General features: G+C 72.7%; 22 protein-coding genes and 1 riboswitch. Of the genes, 13 read left to right on the top strand and 9 right to left on the bottom strand.

Translation table 11 applies throughout. The features are described 5' to 3' along the window. The first annotated feature begins 9 nt into the window (after window positions 1-9). The 5 genes from ACZ4XJ_RS07420 to ACZ4XJ_RS07400 all read left to right on the top strand — a co-directional run bounded on the left by ACZ4XJ_RS07420 (window position 10) and on the right by ACZ4XJ_RS07400 (window position 5,040). Window positions 10-750 (top strand): lysophospholipid acyltransferase family protein, encoded by a 741-nt coding sequence (locus ACZ4XJ_RS07420; RefSeq protein WP_468495934.1) that lies wholly within the window; start codon window positions 10-12, stop codon window positions 748-750. Window positions 751-788: 38 nt separating this feature from the next. Beyond that, complete coding sequence (macS, locus tag ACZ4XJ_RS07415) at window positions 789-2,009, top strand: MacS family sensor histidine kinase (protein WP_468495597.1); 1,221 nt, start codon at window positions 789-791, stop codon at window positions 2,007-2,009. A 50-nt stretch (window positions 2,010-2,059) separates the two neighbouring features. Then, window positions 2,060-2,704 carry a response regulator transcription factor gene (locus ACZ4XJ_RS07410; protein ID WP_362879779.1) on the top strand — a complete coding sequence of 215 codons (645 nt, stop codon included), beginning with the start codon at window positions 2,060-2,062 and terminating at the stop codon, window positions 2,702-2,704. A 198-nt stretch (window positions 2,705-2,902) separates the two neighbouring features. Beyond that, window positions 2,903-3,931 (top strand): 6-phosphofructokinase, encoded by a 1,029-nt coding sequence (locus ACZ4XJ_RS07405; RefSeq protein ID WP_468495933.1) that lies wholly within the window; start codon window positions 2,903-2,905, stop codon window positions 3,929-3,931. 110 nt (window positions 3,932-4,041) lie between these two features. After that, complete coding sequence (locus ACZ4XJ_RS07400; protein ID WP_468495596.1) at window positions 4,042-5,040, top strand: 2-hydroxyacid dehydrogenase; 999 nt, start codon at window positions 4,042-4,044, stop codon at window positions 5,038-5,040. A gap of 28 nt (window positions 5,041-5,068) precedes the next feature. Here the strand turns inward: ACZ4XJ_RS07400 and ACZ4XJ_RS07395 are convergent, their stop codons facing one another. Further along, the gene (locus ACZ4XJ_RS07395; protein ID WP_468495595.1) at window positions 5,069-6,949 is read right to left on the bottom strand and encodes an anthranilate synthase family protein; all 1,881 of its coding nucleotides are present in this window, start codon (window positions 6,947-6,949) and stop codon (window positions 5,069-5,071) included. Between the two features lie 282 nt (window positions 6,950-7,231). On the opposite strand from ACZ4XJ_RS07395, the gene ACZ4XJ_RS07390 reads away from it, so the two are divergent. Further along, complete coding sequence (locus tag ACZ4XJ_RS07390) at window positions 7,232-8,587, top strand: class II 3-deoxy-7-phosphoheptulonate synthase (RefSeq protein WP_362879726.1); 1,356 nt, start codon at window positions 7,232-7,234, stop codon at window positions 8,585-8,587. Between the two features lie 157 nt (window positions 8,588-8,744). Next, window positions 8,745-8,996, top strand: coding sequence for a (2Fe-2S)-binding protein (locus ACZ4XJ_RS07385; RefSeq protein WP_362879724.1), 252 nt, complete (start codon window positions 8,745-8,747; stop codon window positions 8,994-8,996). Window positions 8,997-9,015: 19 nt separating this feature from the next. Here ACZ4XJ_RS07385 and bfr read toward each other — a convergent pair whose 3' ends face one another. Continuing rightward, window positions 9,016-9,495 carry a bacterioferritin gene (gene bfr, locus ACZ4XJ_RS07380; RefSeq protein ID WP_281204637.1) on the bottom strand — a complete coding sequence of 160 codons (480 nt, stop codon included), beginning with the start codon at window positions 9,493-9,495 and terminating at the stop codon, window positions 9,016-9,018. A gap of 173 nt (window positions 9,496-9,668) precedes the next feature. On the opposite strand from bfr, the gene ACZ4XJ_RS07375 reads away from it, so the two are divergent. After that, window positions 9,669-10,301 (top strand): sulfite oxidase-like oxidoreductase, encoded by a 633-nt coding sequence (locus ACZ4XJ_RS07375; protein WP_362879723.1) that lies wholly within the window; start codon window positions 9,669-9,671, stop codon window positions 10,299-10,301. A gap of 19 nt (window positions 10,302-10,320) precedes the next feature. Here ACZ4XJ_RS07375 and ACZ4XJ_RS07370 read toward each other — a convergent pair whose 3' ends face one another. From ACZ4XJ_RS07370 to thiO, 6 genes are all read right to left on the bottom strand, one after another. Beyond that, complete coding sequence (locus ACZ4XJ_RS07370; RefSeq protein ID WP_362879721.1) at window positions 10,321-10,878, bottom strand: DUF4396 domain-containing protein; 558 nt, start codon at window positions 10,876-10,878, stop codon at window positions 10,321-10,323. Between the two features lie 94 nt (window positions 10,879-10,972). After that, a complete protein-coding gene (locus ACZ4XJ_RS07365) occupies window positions 10,973-11,881 on the bottom strand; it encodes a deoxyribonuclease IV (RefSeq protein WP_468495932.1) in 909 nt (302 codons plus the stop codon). Window positions 11,882-11,901: 20 nt separating this feature from the next. Further along, on the bottom strand, window positions 11,902-13,818 hold the full coding sequence (pknB, locus tag ACZ4XJ_RS07360; RefSeq protein WP_468495594.1) for a Stk1 family PASTA domain-containing Ser/Thr kinase: 1,917 nt from the start codon (window positions 13,816-13,818) through the stop codon (window positions 11,902-11,904). A gap of 137 nt (window positions 13,819-13,955) precedes the next feature. Further along, on the bottom strand, window positions 13,956-14,756 hold the full coding sequence (locus ACZ4XJ_RS07355; protein ID WP_362879717.1) for a thiazole synthase: 801 nt from the start codon (window positions 14,754-14,756) through the stop codon (window positions 13,956-13,958). A 5-nt stretch (window positions 14,757-14,761) separates the two neighbouring features. Further along, window positions 14,762-14,962, bottom strand: a complete 201-nt coding sequence (gene thiS, locus ACZ4XJ_RS07350) for a sulfur carrier protein ThiS (protein WP_468495593.1) — start codon at window positions 14,960-14,962, stop codon at window positions 14,762-14,764. Next, a complete protein-coding gene (gene thiO, locus ACZ4XJ_RS07345) occupies window positions 14,959-16,128 on the bottom strand; it encodes a glycine oxidase ThiO (protein ID WP_468495592.1) in 1,170 nt (389 codons plus the stop codon). The genes thiS and thiO overlap by 4 nt, the downstream gene beginning before the upstream one ends. Beyond that, window positions 16,126-16,238: riboswitch (TPP riboswitch) on the bottom strand. Its footprint overlaps the gene before it by 3 nt. Before the next feature lie 169 nt (window positions 16,239-16,407). Between thiO and ACZ4XJ_RS07340 the strand changes: the two genes are divergently transcribed. The 5 genes from ACZ4XJ_RS07340 (at window position 16,408) to ACZ4XJ_RS07320 (ending at window position 20,931) form a co-directional block, all read left to right on the top strand. Next, window positions 16,408-17,628, top strand: coding sequence for an NAD(P)/FAD-dependent oxidoreductase (locus ACZ4XJ_RS07340; protein ID WP_468495591.1), 1,221 nt, complete (start codon window positions 16,408-16,410; stop codon window positions 17,626-17,628). A gap of 146 nt (window positions 17,629-17,774) precedes the next feature. After that, window positions 17,775-18,140 (top strand): Rv2175c family DNA-binding protein, encoded by a 366-nt coding sequence (locus ACZ4XJ_RS07335; protein WP_362879710.1) that lies wholly within the window; start codon window positions 17,775-17,777, stop codon window positions 18,138-18,140. 71 nt (window positions 18,141-18,211) lie between these two features. Further along, window positions 18,212-18,862 carry a thiamine phosphate synthase gene (gene thiE, locus ACZ4XJ_RS07330; protein ID WP_362879708.1) on the top strand — a complete coding sequence of 217 codons (651 nt, stop codon included), beginning with the start codon at window positions 18,212-18,214 and terminating at the stop codon, window positions 18,860-18,862. A 126-nt stretch (window positions 18,863-18,988) separates the two neighbouring features. After that, on the top strand, window positions 18,989-19,903 hold the full coding sequence (metF, locus tag ACZ4XJ_RS07325) for a methylenetetrahydrofolate reductase [NAD(P)H] (RefSeq protein WP_362879706.1): 915 nt from the start codon (window positions 18,989-18,991) through the stop codon (window positions 19,901-19,903). A gap of 50 nt (window positions 19,904-19,953) precedes the next feature. Continuing rightward, window positions 19,954-20,931: a hypothetical protein gene (locus ACZ4XJ_RS07320; RefSeq protein WP_468495590.1), complete on the top strand. Its 978-nt coding sequence runs from the start codon at window positions 19,954-19,956 to the stop codon at window positions 20,929-20,931. Window positions 20,932-21,022: 91 nt separating this feature from the next. Here ACZ4XJ_RS07320 and ACZ4XJ_RS07315 read toward each other — a convergent pair whose 3' ends face one another. Continuing rightward, window positions 21,023-22,477 carry a phytoene desaturase family protein gene (locus tag ACZ4XJ_RS07315; protein ID WP_362879703.1) on the bottom strand — a complete coding sequence of 485 codons (1,455 nt, stop codon included), beginning with the start codon at window positions 22,475-22,477 and terminating at the stop codon, window positions 21,023-21,025. Window positions 22,478-22,501: the final 24 nt, after the last annotated feature.

Below are 22,501 nucleotides of genomic sequence, written 5' to 3'. Positions count from 1 at the left end.
TACGGCGCAATGAAGTTCTCCATCGGCGGGTCCCTGAAGCTCGCCTTCAGGCCGTGGGTGGAGGGCCTCGAAAACATTCCCGCGGAGGGGCCGGCGATCCTCGCGAGCAACCACCTGTCCTTCTCGGACTCCTTCTTCCTCCCGGCCGTGCTCGACCGGAAGGTGACCTTCATCGCGAAGGCGGAGTACTTCACCTCCCCCGGGGTCAAGGGCAAGCTGACGGCCGCGTTCTTCAAGGGCGTCGGTCAGCTTCCGGTGGACCGCTCCGGTGCGCGCGGAGCGGGCGAGGCCGCGATCAAGAGCGGCATCGACGTCATCGAACGCGGGGAGCTGTTCGGTATCTACCCCGAGGGGACGCGTTCACCCGACGGCCGCCTCTACCGCGGCAAACCCGGCGGTCTGGCCCGGGTGGCGCTCGCCACCGGCGCTCCGGTGATCCCCGTCGCGATGATCGACACCGAGAAGATCCAGCCCCCGGGCAAGGTGGTCCCGAAGCTGATGCGCCCGGGCATCCGGATCGGCAAGCCGCTGGACTTCAGCCGCTACCACGGCATGGACGGGGACCGCTTCATCCTCCGCTCGGTGACCGACGAGGTCATGTACGAGATCATGAAGCTTTCCGGCCAGGAGTACGTCGACATCTACGCGACGGCCGCCAAGCGGCAGATCGCCGACGCGGAGAAGGCCGAGAAGGCCGATAAGGGTGACAGGCCCGACAGGGGCGGCAAGGGCGACACCGTCGCCGAGTAGGTGGGCGGCGGACGTACCGCCCGCGGGGGGTGGGGGAGATGGCGAAGCGCGAGCGCGTCGTACGCATGTCGGTCGAGCAGCCGCTGTGGCGGGCCCTGACCGCCTACCGGCTGCTCACCGTGGTCTACGCGGTGCTGCTGTTCGCCTTCTCCCACAAGGAGTTCGACCGGCCCGGCGTCGCGATCGGCTACCTCTGCCTCCTCGCGGTCTGGACCCTGGCCACCCACCCCAGGGTGGCGAACGCGGCCAGTTGCACCCGGGGCTTCCTCGGCGCGGACCTCACCGTCGCGCTGACCGGGATCCTGCTCACCCCGCTCGCCGACTCCCACGAACGGATAGCGGACGGCGGCTCGACGCTGCCGAGCATCTGGACCGCCGGATCGGTGCTCGCCTTCGCCATCAAGGGCGGCTGGCGCTGGGCCGCCTTCGCCTCCTCCTTCGTGGCCGCCGCCAACCTCGTCATCCACGCGGGCCAGCCCACCCGCGACACCCTGCACAACGTCCTGCTGGTCTGGGTCGCGTCCATCGCGATCGGCTACGTCGTCGAGGTCGCCCGGGCCAGTGAGGCCACCCTCGCCCGCGCCCTGGAGATCGAGGCCGCCACCCGCGAACGCGAGCGCCTGGCCCGCGACATCCACGACGGGGTCCTCCAGGTCCTCGCCATGGTCCAGCGGCGCGGCACCGAACTGGGCGGCGAGGCCGCCGAGCTGGGGCGGATGGCGGGGGAGCAGGAGGTCGCCCTGCGCACGCTGGTCTCCACCGGCCTCGTGCACCCCTCACGGGTCTCCCGCGACGAGTCCCTCGGCGCGCTCGTCGACACGTACGAGGTGGACGAGGTGGACGAATCGGAGTCCGGGACCGGCGAACTGGACCTGCGCACGCTCCTCGCCCCGCACGCCGGGTCGCGGGTGAGCTTCGCCGAGCCGGGGACGCCGGTGATGCTGCGGGTGCCCGCGGCCCGGGAGCTGGCCGCGGCCGTCGGCGCCGCCCTGGACAACGTGCGCAAGCACGCCGGGGACGGCGCCCGGGCCTGGATCCTGGTGGAGGACTGGGGCGACGAGGTGATCGTCACCGTCCGGGACGACGGCCCGGGCATCCCGTCCGGCCGGCTCGACCAGGCGGCGGGCGAGGGCAGGATGGGCGTCGCCCTGTCCATCCGGGGCCGCCTGCGCGAGCTCGGCGGCAGCGCCGAGCTGGTGTCCGTCCCCGGACAGGGCACCGAAGTGGAACTGAAAGTACCGAGGGGGAGGACCCAGTGAACGCGCCGAACGAGCCCCATGGCCCGAACGAACTCCACGACATCAAGGTGATGGTCGTCGACGACCACCCGATGTGGCGCGACGCGGTCGCCCGCGATCTGGCCGCCGCCGGGTTCGACGTCGTGGCCACGGCCGGCGACGGTCCCGAGGCGCTGCGCCGCGCCCGCGCCGTCGTCCCGCAGGTACTGGTCCTCGACCTCAACCTGCCGGGCATGCCCGGGGTGCGGGTCTGCAAGGAACTCGTCGGCGCCGATCCCGCCCTGCGCGTCCTGGTCCTGTCGGCCAGCGGGGAGCACGCGGACGTGCTGGAGGCGGTGAAGTCCGGCGCGACCGGCTACCTGATGAAGTCCGCCGGAGCGCAGGAACTGATCGACGCGGTCCGCCGCACGGCCGCCGGCGACCCGGTGTTCACCCCCGGGCTGGCCGGCCTCGTGCTCGGCGAGTACCGGCGGCTGGCCACCGATCCCGCCCCGGTCGCCGCCGACGAGCCCAAGGCCCCGCAGCTGACCGACCGGGAGACCGAGGTCCTGCGGCTGGTGGCCAAGGGGCTCTCGTACAAGCAGATCGCCGAACGCCTGGTCATCTCGCACCGCACGGTGCAGAACCACGTCCAGAACACCCTCGGCAAGCTCCAGCTGCACAACCGGGTGGAGCTCGTCCGGTACGCCATAGAGCGCGGGCTCGACGACGCCTGACCGGACCCGCGCCGCCGCCGCGGTCCACGCCGGCCCGCCGGATCGCCGCGAACCGGGTGTCGAACGTCGTACTTACGTCTTCGTACGAGTGAACCGATGTACGCGACGCCCCGCGATTCCACCTGAATCACCCTCGCCGGACCCCTTGCTGTGACGTGGGTCACCACTAGCGTGACCGTCATGGCGAAGGGAGATTCCATGAAGGTCGGAGTGCTCACGGGCGGCGGCGACTGCCCCGGACTCAACGCGGTGATCAGGGCCGTCGTCCGCAAGGGCGTGCAGGAGTACGACTACGGGTTCATCGGGTTCAAGGACGGCTGGCGCGGGGCCGTCGAGGGCAACACCGTCCCGCTCGACATCCCCGCCGTCCGGGGCATCCTCCCCCGGGGCGGCACCATCCTCGGGTCCTCGCGCACGAACCCGTTCAAGACGGAGAACGGCGTGCGCTCCATCAAGGAGAACCTCGCCAAGTTCGAGGTCGACGCCCTCATCACGATCGGCGGCGAGGACACCCTCGGCGTGGCCGCCGAGCTGTACGCGGAGTACGGCATCCCCTGCGTCGGCGTCCCCAAGACCATCGACAACGACCTGTCGGCCACCGACTACACCTTCGGCTTCGACACGGCCGTGGGCATCGCCACCGAGGCCATCGACCGGCTGCACACCACGGCCGAGTCCCACATGCGGGTCCTGGTCGTCGAGGTGATGGGCCGGCACGCCGGCTGGATCGCCCTGCACTCCGGCCTCGCGGGCGGCGCCAACGTCATCCTCATCCCCGAGCAGCGCTTCGACATCGACAAGGTCTGCGCCTGGGTCACCTCCCGGTTCAAGGCGAGCTACGCCCCGATCGTCGTCGTCGCCGAGGGCGCGATGCCGACCGACGGCGAACTGGTCCTCAAGGACGCCACCACCGACTCCTTCGGGCACGTCCGCCTCTCCGGCGTCGGCGAGTGGCTGGCCAAGGAGATCGAGGCGCGCACCGGCAAGGAGGCCCGTACGACGGTCCTCGGGCACGTCCAGCGCGGCGGCACCCCGAGCGCGTTCGACCGCTGGCTGGCCACCCGCTTCGGGTTGCACGCCGTCGACGCCGTGCGGGACGGGGACTTCGGCAAGATGGTCGCGCTGAAGGGGACCGACATCGTCCGGGTGCCGATCATCGAGGCCACCTCGAAGCTGAAGACCGTGGACCCCGCGCTCTACGAGGAGGTCGGCGTCTTCTTCGGCTGACCGGCCCGGGATTCCCGACGAACGCGGGGGCTGGGTTGCCGGGCGCCGCCGGACCGTGGGTCGTATCGTGACGAACGACCCATGGTCCGACATACCGTACGGGAGCACGCGTGGAGATCCTGGCCTTCGGAGTGACCGCCGACGAGAAGCCGCTCCTGGAGCGCGCCTTCGCGGGGGAGCACGAGGCCCGCTGCCTCGAAGTCTTCCTGACCGAGGACACCGCGCCCATCGCCGCCGGGTACGAGATCGTCTCCTCCAGCGTCAACGCCGCCCTGAACGCCCGGGTCCTGAACATCCTCGCCGCCGGCGGGACCAGGATGATCGCCCAGCGGTCCACCGGCTTCAACAACATCGACCTGGACGTGGCCGCCCGGCTCGGCATGACCGTCGGCCGGGTCTCCTTCTACTCGCCCTACTCGGTGGCCGAATTCGCCTGGACCCTGGCGATGGCCGTGAACCGGCGGATCGTCCGCGCCTCGATCCGCACCCGCGACTTCGACTTCCGGCTGGACGGGCTGATGGGCCGCGACATGCGCGGCCGCACCGTCGGCGTCCTCGGCACCGGCAAGATCGGCGAGGCCTTCACCCGGATCGCCCACGGCTTCGGGATGAACCTGCTCGGCTGGGACGTCGCCGAGAACCCGGCCTGCGCGGCCCTGGGCATGACGTACGTGCAGAAGGAGGAACTGTTCGCCTCCTCCGACCTGATCAGCCTGCACGTGCCCCTGCTGGACTCCACCCACCACATCATCGACGCGGCCGCCCTGAAGGCCATGCGCGACGACGCGATCCTGGTGAACTCCAGCCGCGGCGGACTGATCGACACCGAAGCCCTGGTCACGGAGTTGCGGGCGGGCCGCTTCAGCGGGATCGGCCTCGACGTGTACGAGGCGGAGGCCGGGGTGTTCTTCCTCGACAAGTCCCTGGAGACCGTGGAGGACGACACCCTGGCCCGGCTGGTCACCTTCCCGCACGTGGTGGTCACTTCCCACCAGGCGTACTACACGAGCGACGCCGTGGGCCAGATCATCGAAACCACCGTGCGGAACGTGGCCGACTACCTCGCCGGCCGCCGCTCCGAGAACACCCTCGTGCCCGGCCCCGCCTGACCGGGCCCGGGCGGGGCCCACACCGCGCTCACACCGGCGCCCGCACCCCGATCAGCAGGTCGCGGACCAGCTCCACGCCGCGCAGGGTCAGCACCGACTCGGGATGGAACTGGACGCCCGCCACGCCCGCGGCCGGCGACCGCAGCGCGTGGACCTCACCCGTCACCGGGTCCCGGGACACCTCCACCCCCTCGGCGGCCAGCCGCGCGGCCAGGTCGTCGGCGCAGTGCGCGGTGTACGTGTTGTAGAAGCCGACCACCTCCTCGGCCCCGAACAGGTCGATGCGGGTCTGCGCGCCCTGCGCGGGCTCCGCCTTGCGCACGAGCGGCAGACCCAGCTCGGCCGCCAACAGTTCGTGCCCCAGGCAGACGCCCAGGATCCCGCCCCGGTGCGCGGCCAGCAGCTCCCCGGTCAGCGCGCGCAGCGTCCGCATCTTCGGGTCGTCGGCGTCCGCCGGGTCGCCGGGCCCCGGGCCCAGCACGACCGGGCCCTCCCAAGCGGTCGCCGCCGCCCGCAGCCCCGGGTCGTCGTAGCGGCGTACGGTCACCTCCAGGCCGGTCACCCGCAGCAGGTGCGCAAGCATCGCGGTGAAGGTGTCCTCGGCGTCCACCACCAGGGCGTGCCCGGTGACCCGCGCCGGGCGGTCCTGCATCCGCAGCCAGAACGGGGCCAGGTCCCGGCGCCGGGCCGCGAGCGCCTCCCGCACCCGGGGATCGTCGGCCGCCCGGGCGCCGGCGAAGGCCGGCCGGGGCGCGGCCTCCCGCACGCCGAGCGCGGCCAGCACCCCGGCGGCCTTCGCGTGGGTCTCCGCGACCTCGCCGGCGGGGTCGGAGTGCCGGACCAGGGTGGCGCCGACCGCCACCCGCAGGGCGCCGTCCGGGGCGATGTCGGCGGTGCGGATCAGGATCGGGGAGTCCAGGGTCTGCGCTCCCGCCGCGTCCGTGCCGAGGAGCGCCAGCGCCCCCGCGTAGTAGCCCCGGCCGCCCTTCTCGTACCGCTCGATGACCCGGCAGGCGTTCTGCACGGGCGAGCCCGTCACCGTCGCCGCGAACATGGTCTCCCGCAGCACCTCGCGGGCGTCCAGCGAGGACCGGCCGCGCAGCTCGTACTCGGTGTGCGCGAGGTGCGCCATCTCCTTCAGTCGCGGCCCGACGACGACCCCGCCCATGTCGCCGACCGTGCACATCATCTTCAGTTCCTCGTCGACGACCATCGACAGTTCCTCGGTCTCCTTGCGGTCACCGAGGAAGGCGAGCAGCGAATCGACCGTCGGGCCGCCCGCGGGATACCGGTACGTCCCGCTGATCGGGTTCATCACGACGGTGCCGCCCGACATCCGTACGTGGACCTCCGGACTGGCCCCGACCAGGGTGCGGTCCCCGGTGTGGACGACGTACGTCCAGTACGCGCCCCGCTCGCCCTCCAGCAGCCGCCGGAACAGGGCCAGCGCGTCCGCCCGGCCGAAGCCGTCGATCCGGCCGCCGTAGGTGCGCCGGATCACGAAGTTCGCGCCCTCGCCGCGGCCGATCTCGTCGCGGATGACCCGCTCGACGGTGGCCGCGTACTCCTCGTCGCCGACGTCGAAGCCGCCGCCCTCGACCCGCACCTCGTGCGCGGGCAGCGCGGCCAACGCCTCGGCGAGCGGCACCTCCCAGGCCTCCTCGGCGGCCAGCACGCTCAGCGGGGTGCCGTCGTCGCGCACGTCGAAGCCGCGCTCGCGGATCTGCCGGAACGGTACGAGGGCCAAGGTGGGCAGCGGGCCGACGGGCAGGTCGGCGAGCCGCTCGGCCTCGTGGACCGGACCGACGAGCACCTCGACGGTGTCGTGGTCACGGCCCGGGGTCCGCCGACGCAGCAGCGCGAACGGCGGGGCGGAGTCGTGGAGCAGGCGGCTGAATCCCGTGGTCATGGTGGGGCGTCCTTCCGGAGGGAGGGACGGCCCGGGCTCCTGCGCGGTGTCGGTCGCACCACATGCGGAAGGCCGCCCCTCGGGGCGGCCTTCGCGTCACTCGTACGTGTCAGTGGGTACGCGCGAGGAGTGGGCCGCCGGAAGCGGGCCACCACCAGTTCTGGTGCGAGTGCGCGTACATGCCGACGACCCTAGCCCACACCGCGCGCGTCCGGGGAGATGGTCGTCTCACGTAGTGGGCAACGGGCTGGACGGGACGTAGGACGCCGTAATGTGTACGAGGTGACCGTGAACGCTGAAACCCAAGCCCCCGCCGCCAAGGCGACCTGGCGAGACCTTCCCGCGGCGCAGCAGCCTTCGTACCCCGATGCCGAGGCACTGCGCGCTGTCGTCGCGGACCTCGAGTCGTATCCTCCCCTCGTCTTCGCGGGTGAGTGCGACCAGCTGCGCGCCCGTCTGGGAGCCGTCGCCAAGGGCGAGGCGTTCCTGCTGCAGGGCGGCGACTGCGCCGAGGCCTTCGACGGGGTGTCCGCCGAACACATCCGAGCCAAGCTGAAGACGCTGCTCCAGATGAGTGCCGTCCTGACGTACGCGGCCTCCGTGCCGGTCGTCAAGGTCGGCCGCATCGCCGGCCAGTACTCCAAGCCGCGCTCCAAGGACACCGAGACCCGCGACGGCGTCACCCTGCCGACCTACCGCGGCGACTCCGTCAACGGCTTCGCCTTCACCGAGGCGGACCGCATCCCGGACCCCGAGCGGCTGAAGCGGATGTACCACGCCTCCGCCTCCACGCTCAACCTGGTGCGCGCCTTCACCACCGGTGGTTACGCCGACCTGCGCCAGGTGCACGCCTGGAACCAGGACTTCGTGAAGTCCTCCCCGTCCGGGCAGCGCTACGAGCAGCTCGCGCGGGAGATCGACAACGCGCTCAACTTCATGAAGGCCTGTGGCACCGACCCGGCCGAGTTCAAGGCCGTCGAGTTCTACGCCTCCCACGAGGCGCTGCTCCTCGACTACGAGGGCGCGCTGACCCGCACGGACTCGCGCACCGGCAAGCTGTACGACACCTCGGGCCACATGGTCTGGATCGGCGAGCGCACGCGCCAGCTGGACCACGCGCACATCGAGTTCTGCTCGCAGATCGCGAACCCGATCGGCATCAAGCTCGGCCCCACGACGACCGTCGACGAGGCCCTGACCTACATCGACCGCCTCGACCCCGAGCGCGAGCCGGGCCGGCTGACCTTCGTCGTCCGCATGGGCGCCGACAAGGTCCGCGACAAGCTCCCCGAGCTGGTCGAGAAGGTCACCGCCTCCGGCGCGACCGTCGCCTGGGTCACCGACCCGATGCACGGCAACACCTTCGAGGCGGCCTCCGGCCACAAGACGCGCCGTTTCGACGACGTGCTCGACGAGGTCAAGGGCTTCTTCGAGGTCCACAAGGCGCTGGGCACCCACCCGGGCGGCATCCACGTCGAGCTCACCGGTGACGACGTCACCGAGTGCGTGGGCGGCGGCGACGAGATCTTCGTCGACGACCTGCACCAGCGCTACGAGACGGCCTGCGACCCGCGGCTCAACCGCAGCCAGTCCCTGGACCTGGCGTTCCTGGTCGCCGAGATGTACCGGGACCAGTAGGGATCACTCAGTACCTTCGTACGACGATGGGGCGCGGATCGATGTGATCCGCGCCCCATCGTCGTATCGAGGGCTTTTAGGGTTGCCTAACTTTGGGTACGGTTAGGTAAGCCTCACCGAATCGGGGAGGGTCGTCGAACCGTTCCTCGCCAGGGAGGTGAACCGCGTGTACGTCTGCTCGTGCTTCGGGATCACCGACAAGCAGGTCAAGGACCACGCGGCGGCCGGGGCCTGTACCCCCCGCCAGATCGCCTCGGCGACGAAGGCCGGCACCGACTGCGGCTCGTGCGTGCGCACCATCCAGGGCATCCTGGGCCGCGGGGCGTGCCCCCGCCGGGAACTGCTGGACCAGGGCCGGACGGCCGCCGTCCTCTCGGCCGACGAACCCGCGCTGGCCGAAGCGGCCTAGAGTCCGGGGTCCCGGCGGCCTAGCTCTCCGGCTGCTCGATCAGCTGCGCGATGTAGAGAGGCTCGCCGATGCTCTCGATCAGTTCCAGCTGGGTGTCGAGGTAGTCGATGTGGTGCTCCTCGTCCTCCAGGATCTCCTCGAAGAGCCGCGCCGAGGTGACGTCACCCTTGCCGCGCATGACCTCGATGCCGCGCTTGAGGCGGTCGATCGCCTCGACCTCGACCTGCCGGTCCGCCTGGAACATCTCCGTGAGGGTCTGACCGACGCGCACGTGGAAGAGACGCTGGTAGTTCGGCAGCCCGTCGAGCATCAGGATGCGCTCGGTGATCTTGTCCGCGTGCTTCATCTCGTCGATGGACTCGGCACGGGTGTAGTTGGCGAGCTTCGTCCAACCCTTGTTGTCCTGGATGCGGTAGTGCAGCCAGTACTGGTTGATGGCGGTGAGTTCGCCGGTCAGCTGCTCGTTGAGAAACTCAAGGACCTCGGGGTCGCCCTGCATCGCAGAAGCTCCTTCCAAGCAATGTCATCTAAGTGACTGGGCAGGTGCGCGCATCCTTGCACCGCCGCCGGAGGCCGTCCAGTAAGTGCCTCCTTAGTGGGAGTTGCCAGGACTTGCCCTGATGGGCCCGGACCTGGTCATGACCACCCTGCCCAGTCTGTCACCATGGACTCATGGGTCAGCCGGAAAACCGGGAATCTCCGGGAGCAGAGCAGTTCGAGCTCCCTCCGGGGCAGCGGTTGCAGCGGGGCTGGCCCGTCACCCACTACGGCCCTGTACCGAAGTTCAAGCCGGACCGGTGGGAGTTCCGCGTCTTCGGCGCGACCGTCGACGGCGAGAAGCGCTGCTGGAACCACGAGGAGTTCGCGGCGCTGCCGTTCGACTCCGTCGTCGCGGACCTGCACTGCGTCACCAAGTTCAGCATGCTGGGCGCCGAATGGGGCGGCGTGCGCGCGCGCACCCTCCTGGAACTGGCGCCGCCGACCCCGCAGGTCACGCACGTGATGGTGTGGGCCGAGTACGGCTTCAGCTCCAACATGAGACTCGCCGACTTCGCCGCCGAACGGACCGTCTTCGCCACCCACATGGGCGGCGAACTGCTGACGGCCGAACACGGCTTCCCGCTGCGCCTGGTGGTACCGCACCTGTACGCGTGGAAGGGCCCCAAGTGGGTCCGCGGCATCGAGTACATGACCGCCGACCGCCGCGGCTTCTGGGAGGAGCGCGGCTATCACAACGTCGGCGACCCCTGGCGCGAGCAGCGCTACTCGTACCAGGAGGAGCCGGGCGACGGCCCCGAGCTCTAGGCCGTGAAGTGGCCCCCGCTCAGTGGTGGTAGCGGTGGACGACCGCGTGACCCTTGCCGCGGCCGATCATCCACCGGTTCACCGGCACGGTGATCACGAAGGCCGCGGCCAGCGCGATCGCCAGGACGATCCAGAACAGCGGGTCCGCGAGGTGCGCGTCCATCGCGCCCGGCCACAGCGCGATCACCCCGTTGTCGATCAACTCCATGACCGCGATCGAAAGCGTGTCCGCGGCCAGCGCCACCCGGACGGCCGAGCGGAAGTCCACCCCGGCCGCGAGGACCCCGCGCAGCGTGAGGGCGTAACCGAAGACGAACGCGAGGATGATCGCGAGGATCATCGTCGGTACGTTGCCCCAGCCCAGCGCGGTCCCGATGACCATGCCGAGCACCTCGCCGATGGCGCATCCGGTGAGGCAGTGCAGGGTGGCCCGGGCCGCCGCACCCCACGTGACCTTGCCGCCGGCGGGCGGGTGTGCGGGTCCGTGGTGGCCGGATGCGTGCCCCGGGTCGTGTCCCGGTTCGTGGGTGCCGTCGTGCTCGTCGCCGTGTTCGTGGTGCGCGTGCGCGTGTTCCATGGCCAAGCCCCTCGCATGGGAAACGCCGTATGCGGTTCTGTCCCGGTGACAGAACCGTATACCCCCCCAGGGTATTCCTCAAGCAACGTGGCGATCAGTGCGAGGTGCGCAGCTCCTTCAGCAGGGCCACGTCCGCCGCGTGCCCTTCCTTGCCGCCGGGCGTCTCGATGACCAGCGGGACGCCGGCCGTCTCGGGATGCGAGAACAGTTCACCGAAGGCATCCGGGCCGATGTGCCCCTGGCCGATGTTGGCGTGCCGGTCCTTGTGGGCGCCGACACCCTCCTTGGAGTCGTTGGCGTGGATCAGTTTCAGCCGGCCCGGTCCGACGGCGTCCACCAGCAGGTCCAACGTCTGCTTGGTGCCGCCCGGCTCGGCCAGGTCGTGACCGGCCGCGAAGATGTGGCAGGTGTCCAGGCAGATCCCGAGCCCGGGGTGGTGGTCGAGCGCCTCGAAGTACGGCCCGAAGTCCCAGGTGCGCGAGCACAGCGAGGAACCCTGCCCGGCCGTGGACTCCAGCAGCAGGAAGGGGTCGTCGTCATGGGTCAGCTCGTCCAGCAGCGGCAGCATGTGCTCCCTGACCTGCGCGTACGCCGCTTCGCGCGGACGGCCGCCGGTCGCCGAGCCGGTGTGGACGACCACCCCGAGCGCGCCGATCTCCCGGGCCCGGCGCAGCGAGTGCCGCAGTGACTCCACCGACTTCTCCACGGTGGCCTCGGTGTGCGAGCCGAAGTTGATCAGGTACGGCGCGTGCACGTACGCCGGTACGGAGAGCGCGGCGCACCGCGCGCGGAACAGCTCGTCCTGCGCCGGGTTCCCCTTCGGCGTGGCCCAGCCCCGGGGATTGGCGACGAAGACCTGGACGGCCTCCGCGCCCATCTCGGCGGCGTACGCCAGGCCCACCGAGGCGAGTCCGCCGGCGACGGGCACGTGCCCGCCCACCGGATTGCGCGTCGCCGCCGCGTCGCGGGAGACGGCGGGAGGCGTCGGCGTCGAGTTGGTCACCGCGGGGGTGACGGACGGGTTCACAGGCCCCTCGTCCGCACCGTGATCGTGCTGCCCTCGGGGGCGTTCAGGCCGCCGAGCACCGACTGGGAGTCCACCGTGTCGCTGAAGGACAGGAACGGCCGGTCCACCTTGACCTGGAAGCCGAGGCTCTCCAGCGTCCTGCGGGCCGTGTCCAGGTCCTTGCCGGTCACGTCCGGTACCTGCACCTGGCGGGGGCCCTTGGACAGGGTGAGGGTGACCGTGTCACCGGCGGCCGCCTGGGCGCCGGCGAGCGCCGACTGGTTGGCCACCGTGCCCGGCGCCGAGGGCGAGTTGACCTGCTCACCGGCCGTCCTCACGGTGAGGCCGAGGCCCTCCAGCGCTTCCCGCGCCTGGTCCAGGGTCCGGCCGGTGACGTTCGGCACCTGGACGGGCCGCCCCTTGCTGACGACCAGCGCGACCGCGGTGTCGGGCGCCCGCCGCTGACCGCCCGCCGGGTCGGTGCTGATGACCGAGCCCCGGGCGACGTCCTGGCTGAAGGCCTGCGTGACGATTCCGGGCGCCAGGCCCGTCTTCGTCAGTTCGGCCTTGGCCTCCTCCAACGGCCGACCCTTGAGGTCGGGCACGCCGACGACCTCGGGGCCGCGCGAGACGGTGAGCACCACGGCGCCGTTCCCGCGGATCCGCTTGCCGCCCTCGGGGTCGGTGTTCATCACCGTCCCGCGCTCGAAGGCGTCGCTGAACTTGCGGTCGATCCGCTTCACCCCGAGCCCGGCCGCCGACAGCTGGGACTTCGCCCGCTCCTCGGACTTGCCGAGCAGGTTCGGGACCTTCGTGAACTGGCCGGAGTTGATGTACCAGACGCCCGTGCCGAGACCGAGCGCGAGCAGCACGCCCGCGACGATCAGCAGCGGCCCGCGCCGGGGCCCGCGCGGCAGCCGGCGGCTCGGGGGCGGCGGCGCCGAGGAGGCGAGCGGCGTCGACGCCAGCCGCGAGGTGTGGAGCACCGGCTGCTGATCGTCCACCGCGCGGGGAATCACCCCCGTACGGTCCTCGGCGGCGGTGCGCGTCCGGGCCAGCGCCTGCGGCGGTACGGCGTCCAGCTCGCCCTCGCCGAGGCCGTCCCGCACGCCGCGGACCAGGCCGAGGAGGGCGGCGGCGTCGGAGGGGCGCAGCTCGGGGTTGCGGGCGGCGGCCTGCGCGACGAGCGCGTCGAGACCGGCCGGCAGGCCCGGGACGAGGGCCGACGGGGGCGGCACGTCCTCGTTGAGGTGCTGGTAGAGCACCTGGGCGGGGCTGCCGCCGTTGTGCGGCTTGCTGCCGGTGAGCATTTCGTAGAGCACGACGCCGCAGGCGTAGACGTCCACGCGGGTGTCGGTGATCCCGTTCTCGATCTGCTCGGGCGCCAGGTAGGAGACCGTGCCGAGGACCGAGCCGGTGGTGTTCGTGACGGAGCCCACGGAGCGGACCAGCCCGAAGTCGGCCACCTTCACCCGGCCGTCGTCGCCGATCAGGACGTTCTCCGGCTTCATGTCCCGGTGCACGAAACCCGCCCGGTGGGCGGCGCCGAGGGCGGCGAGGACCGGTTCGAGGATGTCGAGGGCGGCCCTCGGCTGGAGCGCGCCGCGCTCGCGGAGCACGTCGCGCAGGGTGCAGCCGGAGACGTACTCCATCGCGAGGTAGGTGTACGGACCGTCGGTCCCCTGATCGAAGACGGCCACCACGTTGGGGTGGGCGAGGCGGGCCACGGACTTCGCCTCGCGGATGAAGCGGTCGACGAAGGCGCCGTCGGCGGCCAGCGCCGGGTGCATCACCTTCAGCGCGAGGACGCGGTCCAGGCGGGTGTCCACGGCCCGGTAGACCGTGGCCATGCCGCCGGCCGCGATGCGGGCATCGATGCGGTAGCGGCCGTCGAGCACGCGCCCGACGAGGGGGTCATCCAGGGTCGTATCCACCCGGCGATTCTACGAGCGCCCACCGCGCCACCGGCCCGGATGGGGGTGGTTGCAGCGCAGCTGTGACGCACGTCCCCCTCCGGGCAGGCGCCCGCAGACCCCTGCCGGCCCCGCCCGGCAGGGCCCGTACCGCAGGGTCAGGAGGTGAAGGCGGGGCGTTCGGGGTCGAGGGCGGCGCGGCCCTCGACGGGGGAGGAGGCCTCGGCGAAGCGCCGCTGCGGGATGCGACCGGCGCGGTGCGCGAGGCGTCCCGCCGAGACGGCGTCCCGCATGGCCGCGGCCATCAGGACCGGGTCCTGGGCCCGGGTCACGGCGGAGGCCAGCATCACCCCCGCGCAGCCCAGCTCCATGGCCAGCGCGACGTCCGACGCCGTGCCGGCCCCCGCGTCCAGGATGACCGGGACACCGGCCCGCTCGACAATCAGCTCGAAGTTGTGCGGGTTGCGGATGCCCATGCCCGAACCGATGGGGGAGCCGAGCGGCATGATCGCCGCGCAGCCCACGTCCTCCAGCTTGCGGGCGAGCACCGGGTCGTCGTTGGTGTACGGCAGGACGGTGAAGCCCTCGTCCACCAGGACCTCGGCGGCGTCCAGCAGCTCGACGCCGTCGGGAAGCAGGGTGCGCTCGTCCGCGACCACCTCCAGCTTGATCCAGTCCGTGCCCAGGGCCTCCCGTGCGAGGCGGGCCGTGAGCACGGCCTCGCCGGCGGTGAAGCAGCCCGCCGTGTTCGGCAGCACGGCGATGTCGAGCTTCGTCAGGACCGACAGCACCGAGCCCTGCACCGTCGGGTCCAGGCGGCGCATCGCCACCGTCGTCAGTTCCGTCCCGGACGCGGTCAGCGCGCGTTCCAGGACGTCCAGGCTCGGCGCGCCGCCGGTGCCCATGATGAGGCGGGAGGAGAAGGTCCGGCCGCCGAGCGCGAAGAGATCGTCCGCCATCGCCGTCAGCCTCCCTGGACCGCGGTGAGGACCTCGACGCGGTCGCCGTCGCCCACGGGGGTGTGCGGCCACTGCCCGCGCGGGACCACGGTCTCGTTGAGGGCGGCGGCGACGCCCCTGGGCGCCCGGGACAAAGTGGCGACCACCGCGTCGAGGGTGGTGCCGGCCGCGAACTCGCGCGGCTCGCCGTTGACGGAGATGGTCATGCGTAGGACTCCTGACGTGCGGGGGAGAAGCGGCGGGGGGTGAAGGGGCGGGCGATCTCCGGTACGACACCGGTCGCCAGCAACTCCGCCATCACGTCCCCGGTGAGGGGGGTCAACAGGACCCCGTTGCGGTAGTGGCCGGTGGCCAGGTGCAGGCCCGGCAGCTCGGTCGGGCCGAGCAGCGGCGCGTTGTCCGGCGAGCCGGGGCGCAGCCCCGCCCGGGTTTCCACCAGCGGGAGTTCGGTGATGCCGGGCACCAACTCGTGGGCGTCGCGCAGCAGCTCGTAGACGCCGCCGGCGGTGACGGTGGTGTCCCAGCCGAGTTCCTCGCTGGTGGCGCCGACGACGAGCTCGCCGCTCTCGCGCGGCACCAGGTAGACGTGGCTGCCGCGCACGACCGCCCGTACGGTCCGCGACAGGAACGGGCCGTACGCGGCCGGTACCGACAGCCGCAGCACCTGCCCCTTCACCGGCCGTACGGGAACGGCCACCTGGGGCGGTACGCCGGCCAGCCGGCCGCTGAGCGAGCCGGCGGCCAGCACCACCTGGTCGGCGAGCACCTCCGTACCGTCGTCCAGGACGGCGCCCGCCGCCCGGTCCCCGCTGGTGAGGAGCCGGTCCGCCCGGCTGCGGCGCAACGTCACCCCGGAGCGTTCGCAGGCGGCCAGCAGCGCGGCCGCGAGCCGGCGCGGATCGACCTGGTGGTCCCCGTCGACCCGCAGCCCGCCGCGCACCCCGGGCGCCAGCATCGGCTCCAGGCGGCGGCACTCGCGGCCGGTGAGCCACTCGGACTCCAGCCCGCAGCGGCGCTGGAGCGCGTGGAGTTCGCGCAGGTGGAGGCGGTCGTCGGCGTCGAGGGCGACGGCCAGGGTGCCGCAGGCCCGGTAGCCGATGTCCATGCCGCCGGCGGCCTCGTGCAGTTCGGCGGCGAAGTCCGGATAGCGGGCGGCGGAAGCCACGTTGAGCCCGAGCAGGGTCTCCTCGCCGTAGTGCAGTTCCGTGACGGCGGCCAGCATGCCCGCCGCGACCCGGGCCGCGCCGCCGCCCGGGTCCGGGTCGGCCAGTACGACGCGCAGGCCGCGCCGGGCGGCCCGCCAGGCGATGACCAGGCCGATGATCCCGCCCCCGATGACGAGGACGTCGGATCCCTTCCGAGATGAGTGCATGGGCGTCCAGCCCCTCCCTTCGCCGGCATGACCCGGATCAGGTTCGTACGGTCGGAGGCCGGCTAGCCTCCCTCTCAGCCCGGTGCGCCCGGACTCCCGCGATGGGTAACGGTGGCCAGACTAACCCCGTGGCCGGTGGCGGGTAAGGCTGCCTCCCCGCTGCCTCCCGCCGTCCCGCCACCGCCCCGGCGCTGTTCGGCCCGTGGGCTCCCCGCCGTCCCGCCCGGGCCGCCGCACCCGCTATTCCTGACGAATCGTCAGGGAACTAGGCTGGGTCGGGTGAGCGAGCAGACGCAACAGACGAAGCCCGGTGTCGTGATCGTCGGCGCCGGAATGGCCGGGGTGCAGACCGCGGTGGCCCTGCGCGAACAGGGCTTCACCGGCCCCGTGACCCTGCTGGGAGCCGAACCCCACCAGCCCTACGACCGGCCCCCGCTGTCCAAGGCGGTGCTGCTCGGCAAGGCCGAGGACTCCGCCTTCGACGTCGACTTCGAGGGCCTGGACATCGAGCTGCGGCTCGGCACCGAGGTCACCGGCCTGCGGCACGCCGCCCGCGAACTGGACACCGGGGCCGGACCCGTCCCGTACGGGGCCCTCGTCCTGGCCACCGGCGCGCGACCGCTGACCCTGCCCGGCACCGAAGGCGTCCCCGGCGTGCACCTGCTGCGCACCCTCGACGACGCCGCCCGGCTGCGGCCCGTCCTGGCCGCCGCCCCCGCCACCGTCGTCGTCGGGGCCGGCTGGATCGGCGCCGAGTTCGCCACCGCCGCCCGCGCGGCGGGCTGCGCCGTGACCGTCGTCGAGGCGGCGGACCGGGTCCTGGCGGGCGCCCTCCCGGCCGAGGTCACCGCCCCGATGGCGCACTGGTACGCCGAGGCGGGCGCCGAGCTCATCACCGGCGCGAAGGTGGCCGGCGTCGAGGAGGGCCGGGTCCGGCTCGCGGACGGCCGGGAACTGGCGGCGGACGCCGTCGTCGTCGGCATCGGCGCCCGCCCCGCGACGGACTGGCTGGCCGGCACCGGCGTCGACCTCGGCCCCGACGGCTCCGTCACCGCGGACGCCCACCTGCGCACCACCCTCCCCGGGGTGTACGCCGTCGGCGACTGCTCCTCCTTCCCCTCGGCCCGCTACGGTGCGCGGCTGCTGGTCCACCACTGGGACAACGCCCTCCAGGGGCCGCGCGCCGTCGCGGCGAACATCCTGGCGGGGGAGCCCGTACGGGCCTACGACCCGGTGCCGTACTTCTGGTCGGAGCAGTTCGGCCGCTTCGTCCAGTACGCGGGACACCACGCCGGGGCCGACACCCTGCTGTGGCGCGGCGACCCGGGCGGGGCGGGCTGGTCGGTGTGCTGGCTGCGGGACGCCGCCCTGGTCGCGGTCCTGGCCGTCGGCCGGCCGCGGGACCTCGCACAGGGCCGCAAGCTCATCGAGTCGGGCGTCCGGCTCGACCCGGCCCGGGTGGCGGACCCCGCCGCCCCGCTGAAGTCCGCCACCGCCTGACGGCCGGGGCGGGCCGGGACACGGGCGGGGACGCGGCCGGGCGGAGCGGGGAAGTCCGCACCGCGCCGCCCGGGCGGGAGGCGGCCCGGACCCCGGACGGACGGGCCAGGTACCGGCGGCCCGTCCGAGATGGCAGGCTTGTGTCCGTGACCGAGATTGACGCAAAGATCGATGCCCTCGTCCCCTCCTGGCTGCACCTCCCCGACATCGCGGAGATGCTCGACATCGAGGTGACCCGGGTCCGCCAGATGGTCAAGGAAGGCCAGCTCATCGCCGTACGCCGGGGCGAGAACCGCACCCTGCAGGTTCCGGCCCAGTTCATCGACGGCGACAAGGTCGTGAAGGGCCTCGTGGGCCTCCTGACCGTGCTGCGCGACGACCGCTTCTCCGAGGAGGAGATCCTGGAATGGCTCTTCACCGAGGATCCGACCCTGCCCGGCAGCCCCGTGCAGGCGTTGAGTGAGAATCGCGGCACGGAGGTGAAGCGCCGCGCGCAGGCGCTCGCCCTCTGATGAGCTGATCCACCGGTGTGCGGGCCGGTCCCACCGGCCCGCACACCGCCACCACCACGGGGGGAACACCCATGCAGCAGCTGTCCGACGCCCGGCTCTACCTGTGCACGGACGCCCGCAGGCGGCAGGGTGACCTCCCCGAGTTCCTGGACGCCGTCCTGGCCGGCGGCGTGGACATCGTCCAGCTCCGGGACAAGGGCATGGAGGCCGGCGAGGAGCTGGAACACCTCCAGGTCTTCGCCGAGGCGGCCCGCCGCCACGGCAAGCTCCTCGCCGTCAACGACCGCGCCGACGTCGCGCACGCCATCGGCTCCGACGTCCTGCACCTCGGCCAGGGAGACATCCCCGTCCCGGCCGCCCGCGCCATCCTCGGTGGCGGCGTCCTCATCGGCCGCTCCTGCCACTCGGAGTCCGAGGTCGACGAGGCGGCCGCCGAGCCCGGCGTCGACTACTTCTGTACCGGCCCCTGCTGGCCCACCCCCACCAAGCCGGGCCGACACGCCCCCGGCCTCGACCTCGTCCGCCACGCCGCCGCCCTGCGCCAGGACCGGCCCTGGTTCGCCATCGGCGGCATCGACGCCGGCAACCTGGACGAGGTCCTGGACGCCGGCGCCACCCGCGTCGTCGTCGTACGGGCCCTCACCGAGTCCTCCGACCCCGGCGCGGCCGCCGCGGACCTCGCCCGGCGCGTGCGCGCCCGCGCCGAGGTCGCCGCGGGCTGAGGCCGCCGGGGCACGGCGTTCCGGGTCGACGTCACGGCCCGGGAACCTCCCCGCAGGGTGTCCAAAAATGTGTCCAATGGATGGACGTGGCTTCGATGACCGGCAAGCCGCGTCTAACCTGCCCGTATGGCCCTTGGTACCGCTTCCACCTGGTCGGATCGTGCGCACACGGTCCGCGATCTCATCGCGTCCGGGGGCTCGTACTCATTCGAGTTCTGGGCTCCCAAGACGGAGAAGGGCGAGCGCAACCTCTGGAACGCGCTCCGCCGGATCGAGGCGGTTTCCCCGAGCTTCGTCTCGGTGACCTACGGGGCCGGTGGCTCCACCCGCGGCGGCACCGTCCGCGCGACCCAGCAGATCGCCGCCGACACCACCCTGACACCCGTCGCGCACCTCACCGCCGTGGACCACTCGGTCGCCGAGCTGCGCCACGTCATCGGCCAGTTCGCGGACGCCGGGATCCGCAACATGCTCGCGCTGCGCGGGGACCCGCCGGGCGACCCGATGGCGCCGTGGGTCAAGCACCCCGAGGGCGTGGACTACGCCGCCGACCTGGTCCGGCTGCTCAAGGAGTCCGGGGACTTCTGCGTCGGCGTCGCCGCGTTCCCCGAGATGCACCCCCGCTCGGAGGACTGGGACACGGACATCCGGCACTTCGTGGACAAGTGCCGCGCGGGCGCGGACTACGCCATCACCCAGATGTTCTTCGATCCGGAGAATTATCTGCGGCTGCGCGACAGCGTCGCGAAGGCGGGCTGCGACACCCCGATCATCCCCGAGGTCATGCCTGTTGTGGGCGTCAAACAGCTCGACCGGCTGCCGCAACTCAGCACCGCCGTCTTCCCCGAGAACGTGAAAGAGCGCATGCTCGCGGTCAAGGACGATCCGGCCGCTGTACGCTCCATTGGCATCGAGTTCGCCACGGAGTTCTGCGCGCGGCTGCTGTCCGAGGGTGTTCCGGGACTGCACTTCATCACGCTGAACAATTCCACGGCGTCCCTCGAGATCTACGAGAACCTGGGCCTGCACCAGCGGGCCTGACCGGCCAATCCCCGTTCCCGTGCGGGCGGCCGTACCGAGAGGGGCCACGCATGGGAATGACGGTCCTCTACATCGCGTTCGGTGTCGTCGCGTTGTGGTTGCTTGCCGAGGTCCTGATGCAGTACAAGGCCCGGCTCCGCTGGCGCCTGCTCGCCTTCACCGGGTTCCTCGGCGTCGTGGCGGGGGTGGTCCTGCCCTCGGTGTACGTGATCGGCGCGGGCGCCGTCGCCTTCGCCCTGGGCCAGACCCTGGTGACCCTGTCCTTCCGCAAGGGCTTCGTGGCCGGCTGGTCGCTGCGCAAGGGCGGGGAGCCCGCCCCGCAGGAACAGGGCCGACGTCGCCGCGCGGGCAAGGGACTCCGCTCGGACGCCGGGCTGGAGGTGACGGCGCTGGAGTACGGATCCCAGGGCCCGGACGCCTCCGGCGCGGACCTCTCCGCCGGGCGCCGCGGCCACGAGGGACGCGACGGCCACGAGGGACGCGACGACGGCGACGTGGACTCGACGCGGGTCTTCACCCCGGAGCCGGTCCCCGAGGACACCGGCTCGTACGGCATACAGAGCTTCGCCCCCCGCCAGGGCGACGGGTCCGCGCCCCAGGGCCGGCCCGAGCAGGACGCCCAGCAGTACGCGGCGTACTACGACCAGCAGCAGGCCGGCCAGGGCTACGACTGGTCCGGCGGCTACCCGACCGGCGAACAGCAGGTCTACGCCGCCTACTCGGACCCGTACATCGGCACCGGCGGCACGGTCGCCCCGCCCGCCTACGACTACTCCGGCTACGCCCCGTACGACCCGGCGCAGCAGCAGTACTCGATGGACACCCCGCCAGGCGGGGTCTGGGTCCCGCAGCAGCGCGCCAACGAGGCGCAGCCCCCGTACCCGGGCCAGGACGGCCGGGACCAGCAGGGCTACCCGTACCAGGGTCAGCAGGGCCACCCGAACGACCAGCACGGCCAGCACGACCAGCACGACCAGGGCAACGGCAACGGCAACGGCAACGGCGAGTACGACCAGTACCGCTACTGACGGCCGCCGGGCGGGCGCTACCGGGTCGGGGCCACCGCTGGTCGGGCCACCGCGACCCGGGCCACCGCGGCCCGGGCCACCGCGACCGGGGTTACTGCGACCCCCGGAAGCGGTCCCCCTCCACGATCAGCCCGGCCACCAGCGCCCCGGTCATCCCGGCGTGCGGGAGCCCGCCGCCCGGGTGGGCCCAGCCGCCCGCGAGGTAGAAGCCGGGCAGGGCCGTCGTGTTCGCGGGGTAGAGCAGCCGACCGCCCGCCCCCGCGAGGGCCGGCGGGGGCACGGACCCGCCGAGGGCGCCGGTCGCCGCCTCCACATCGGCCGGGGTGCGCACCTCGTGCCACAGCAGCCTCTCCCGCAGCCCCGGTACCGCCCGTTCGGCGCGGGCGAGCAGCTCCTGCGCCCCGGGAAGGCCCTGCGGCGCCCCCGGGTCGCACACGGCGCTCACGGTGACGGCCTCGTGGTCCGCGTCGGGCCGGGTCGTCGGGTCGTCGGGGCGCAGGACGGTGACCGTCCCCGCGTCGGCACCGTCCCGGTGGGCCGGGTCGCGGTGGACCAGGGTGCGGTGCACGGCGTCCGCCGGCCGGGCCCCGCGCAGGGCGAGCAGCAGGGTGACCCGGCTGGGCACCCCCGCGCCCCGGGCCGGCACGGCGTCCGGGGCCCAGGCGGGGGAGTCGGCGGGCAGTTGCCTCGGGTCGATGCCGCAGACGACGAGGTCGGCGGGCTCCTCGGTGCCGTCGTCGAGCAGCAGCCCGGCGGCCCGGCCGTCCCGCGTCAGGACGTCCCGTACGCCGGAGCCGAGGACGAACTCCACCTTCCGTTCCAGGCAGCGTTCGTGGACGGCGGTGGCCAGGGCGCGCAGCCCGCCCCGGACGTACCAGCTGCCGAAGGTCTGCTCCATGTACGGCAGCGCGGCGGCGGAGGCGGGCGCGGAGCCGGGATCGATGCCGTACGTCTCGACCCGGGCGGTCAGCAGCTCGGCGAGGGCGCCGCCCAGCTCGCGCCCGGCCACCTCGGCCAGGGTCGGCGGGCGCCGGCGCAGCAGCCCGCTCCCGCGCAGCGCCGGGTACGGGTCGCGGCCCAGCGCTCGCCGGTCGGGGCGCAGCGGCTCCTCCAGCAGGGGGCGGCGGGTGGCGTCCCAGGTGTCGCGGGCGCGGCCCAGCACCGCGTTCCAACGGTCGCCCGCGCCCCGGCCGAAGGCCCCGTCGAGGGCCGCGGCGACCCCGCCGCGCGAGTTGCCGGGCAGGGTGACGGTGGTGGCGCCGGAGTCGCCGAGGACGTGCCGCACGGCCGGGTCCAGCTGGACCAGGTCGACGTGGTCCTCCAGGGGCCGCTTGCCGGTCTTGATGAACAGATCGCGGTAGACCGCGGGCAGGTGCAGCAGGCCCGGGCCGGTGTCGAAGGCGAAGCCGTCGCGCCGGTACCGCCCGACCGAGCCCCCGTAGTCGGGTCCGCGTTCGTGGACCGTCACCCGGTGGCCCGCCACGGCCAGTCGGGCCGCCGTCGCCATCGCGCCCATCCCGGCGCCGATCACCGCAATTCGTGCCATGGGGCTGAGCCTATCGAGGGAGGT

This window comes from Streptomyces sp. NPDC029836, assembly GCF_055574495.1.
This window is presented reverse-complemented; position numbering and strand designations above follow the sequence as displayed.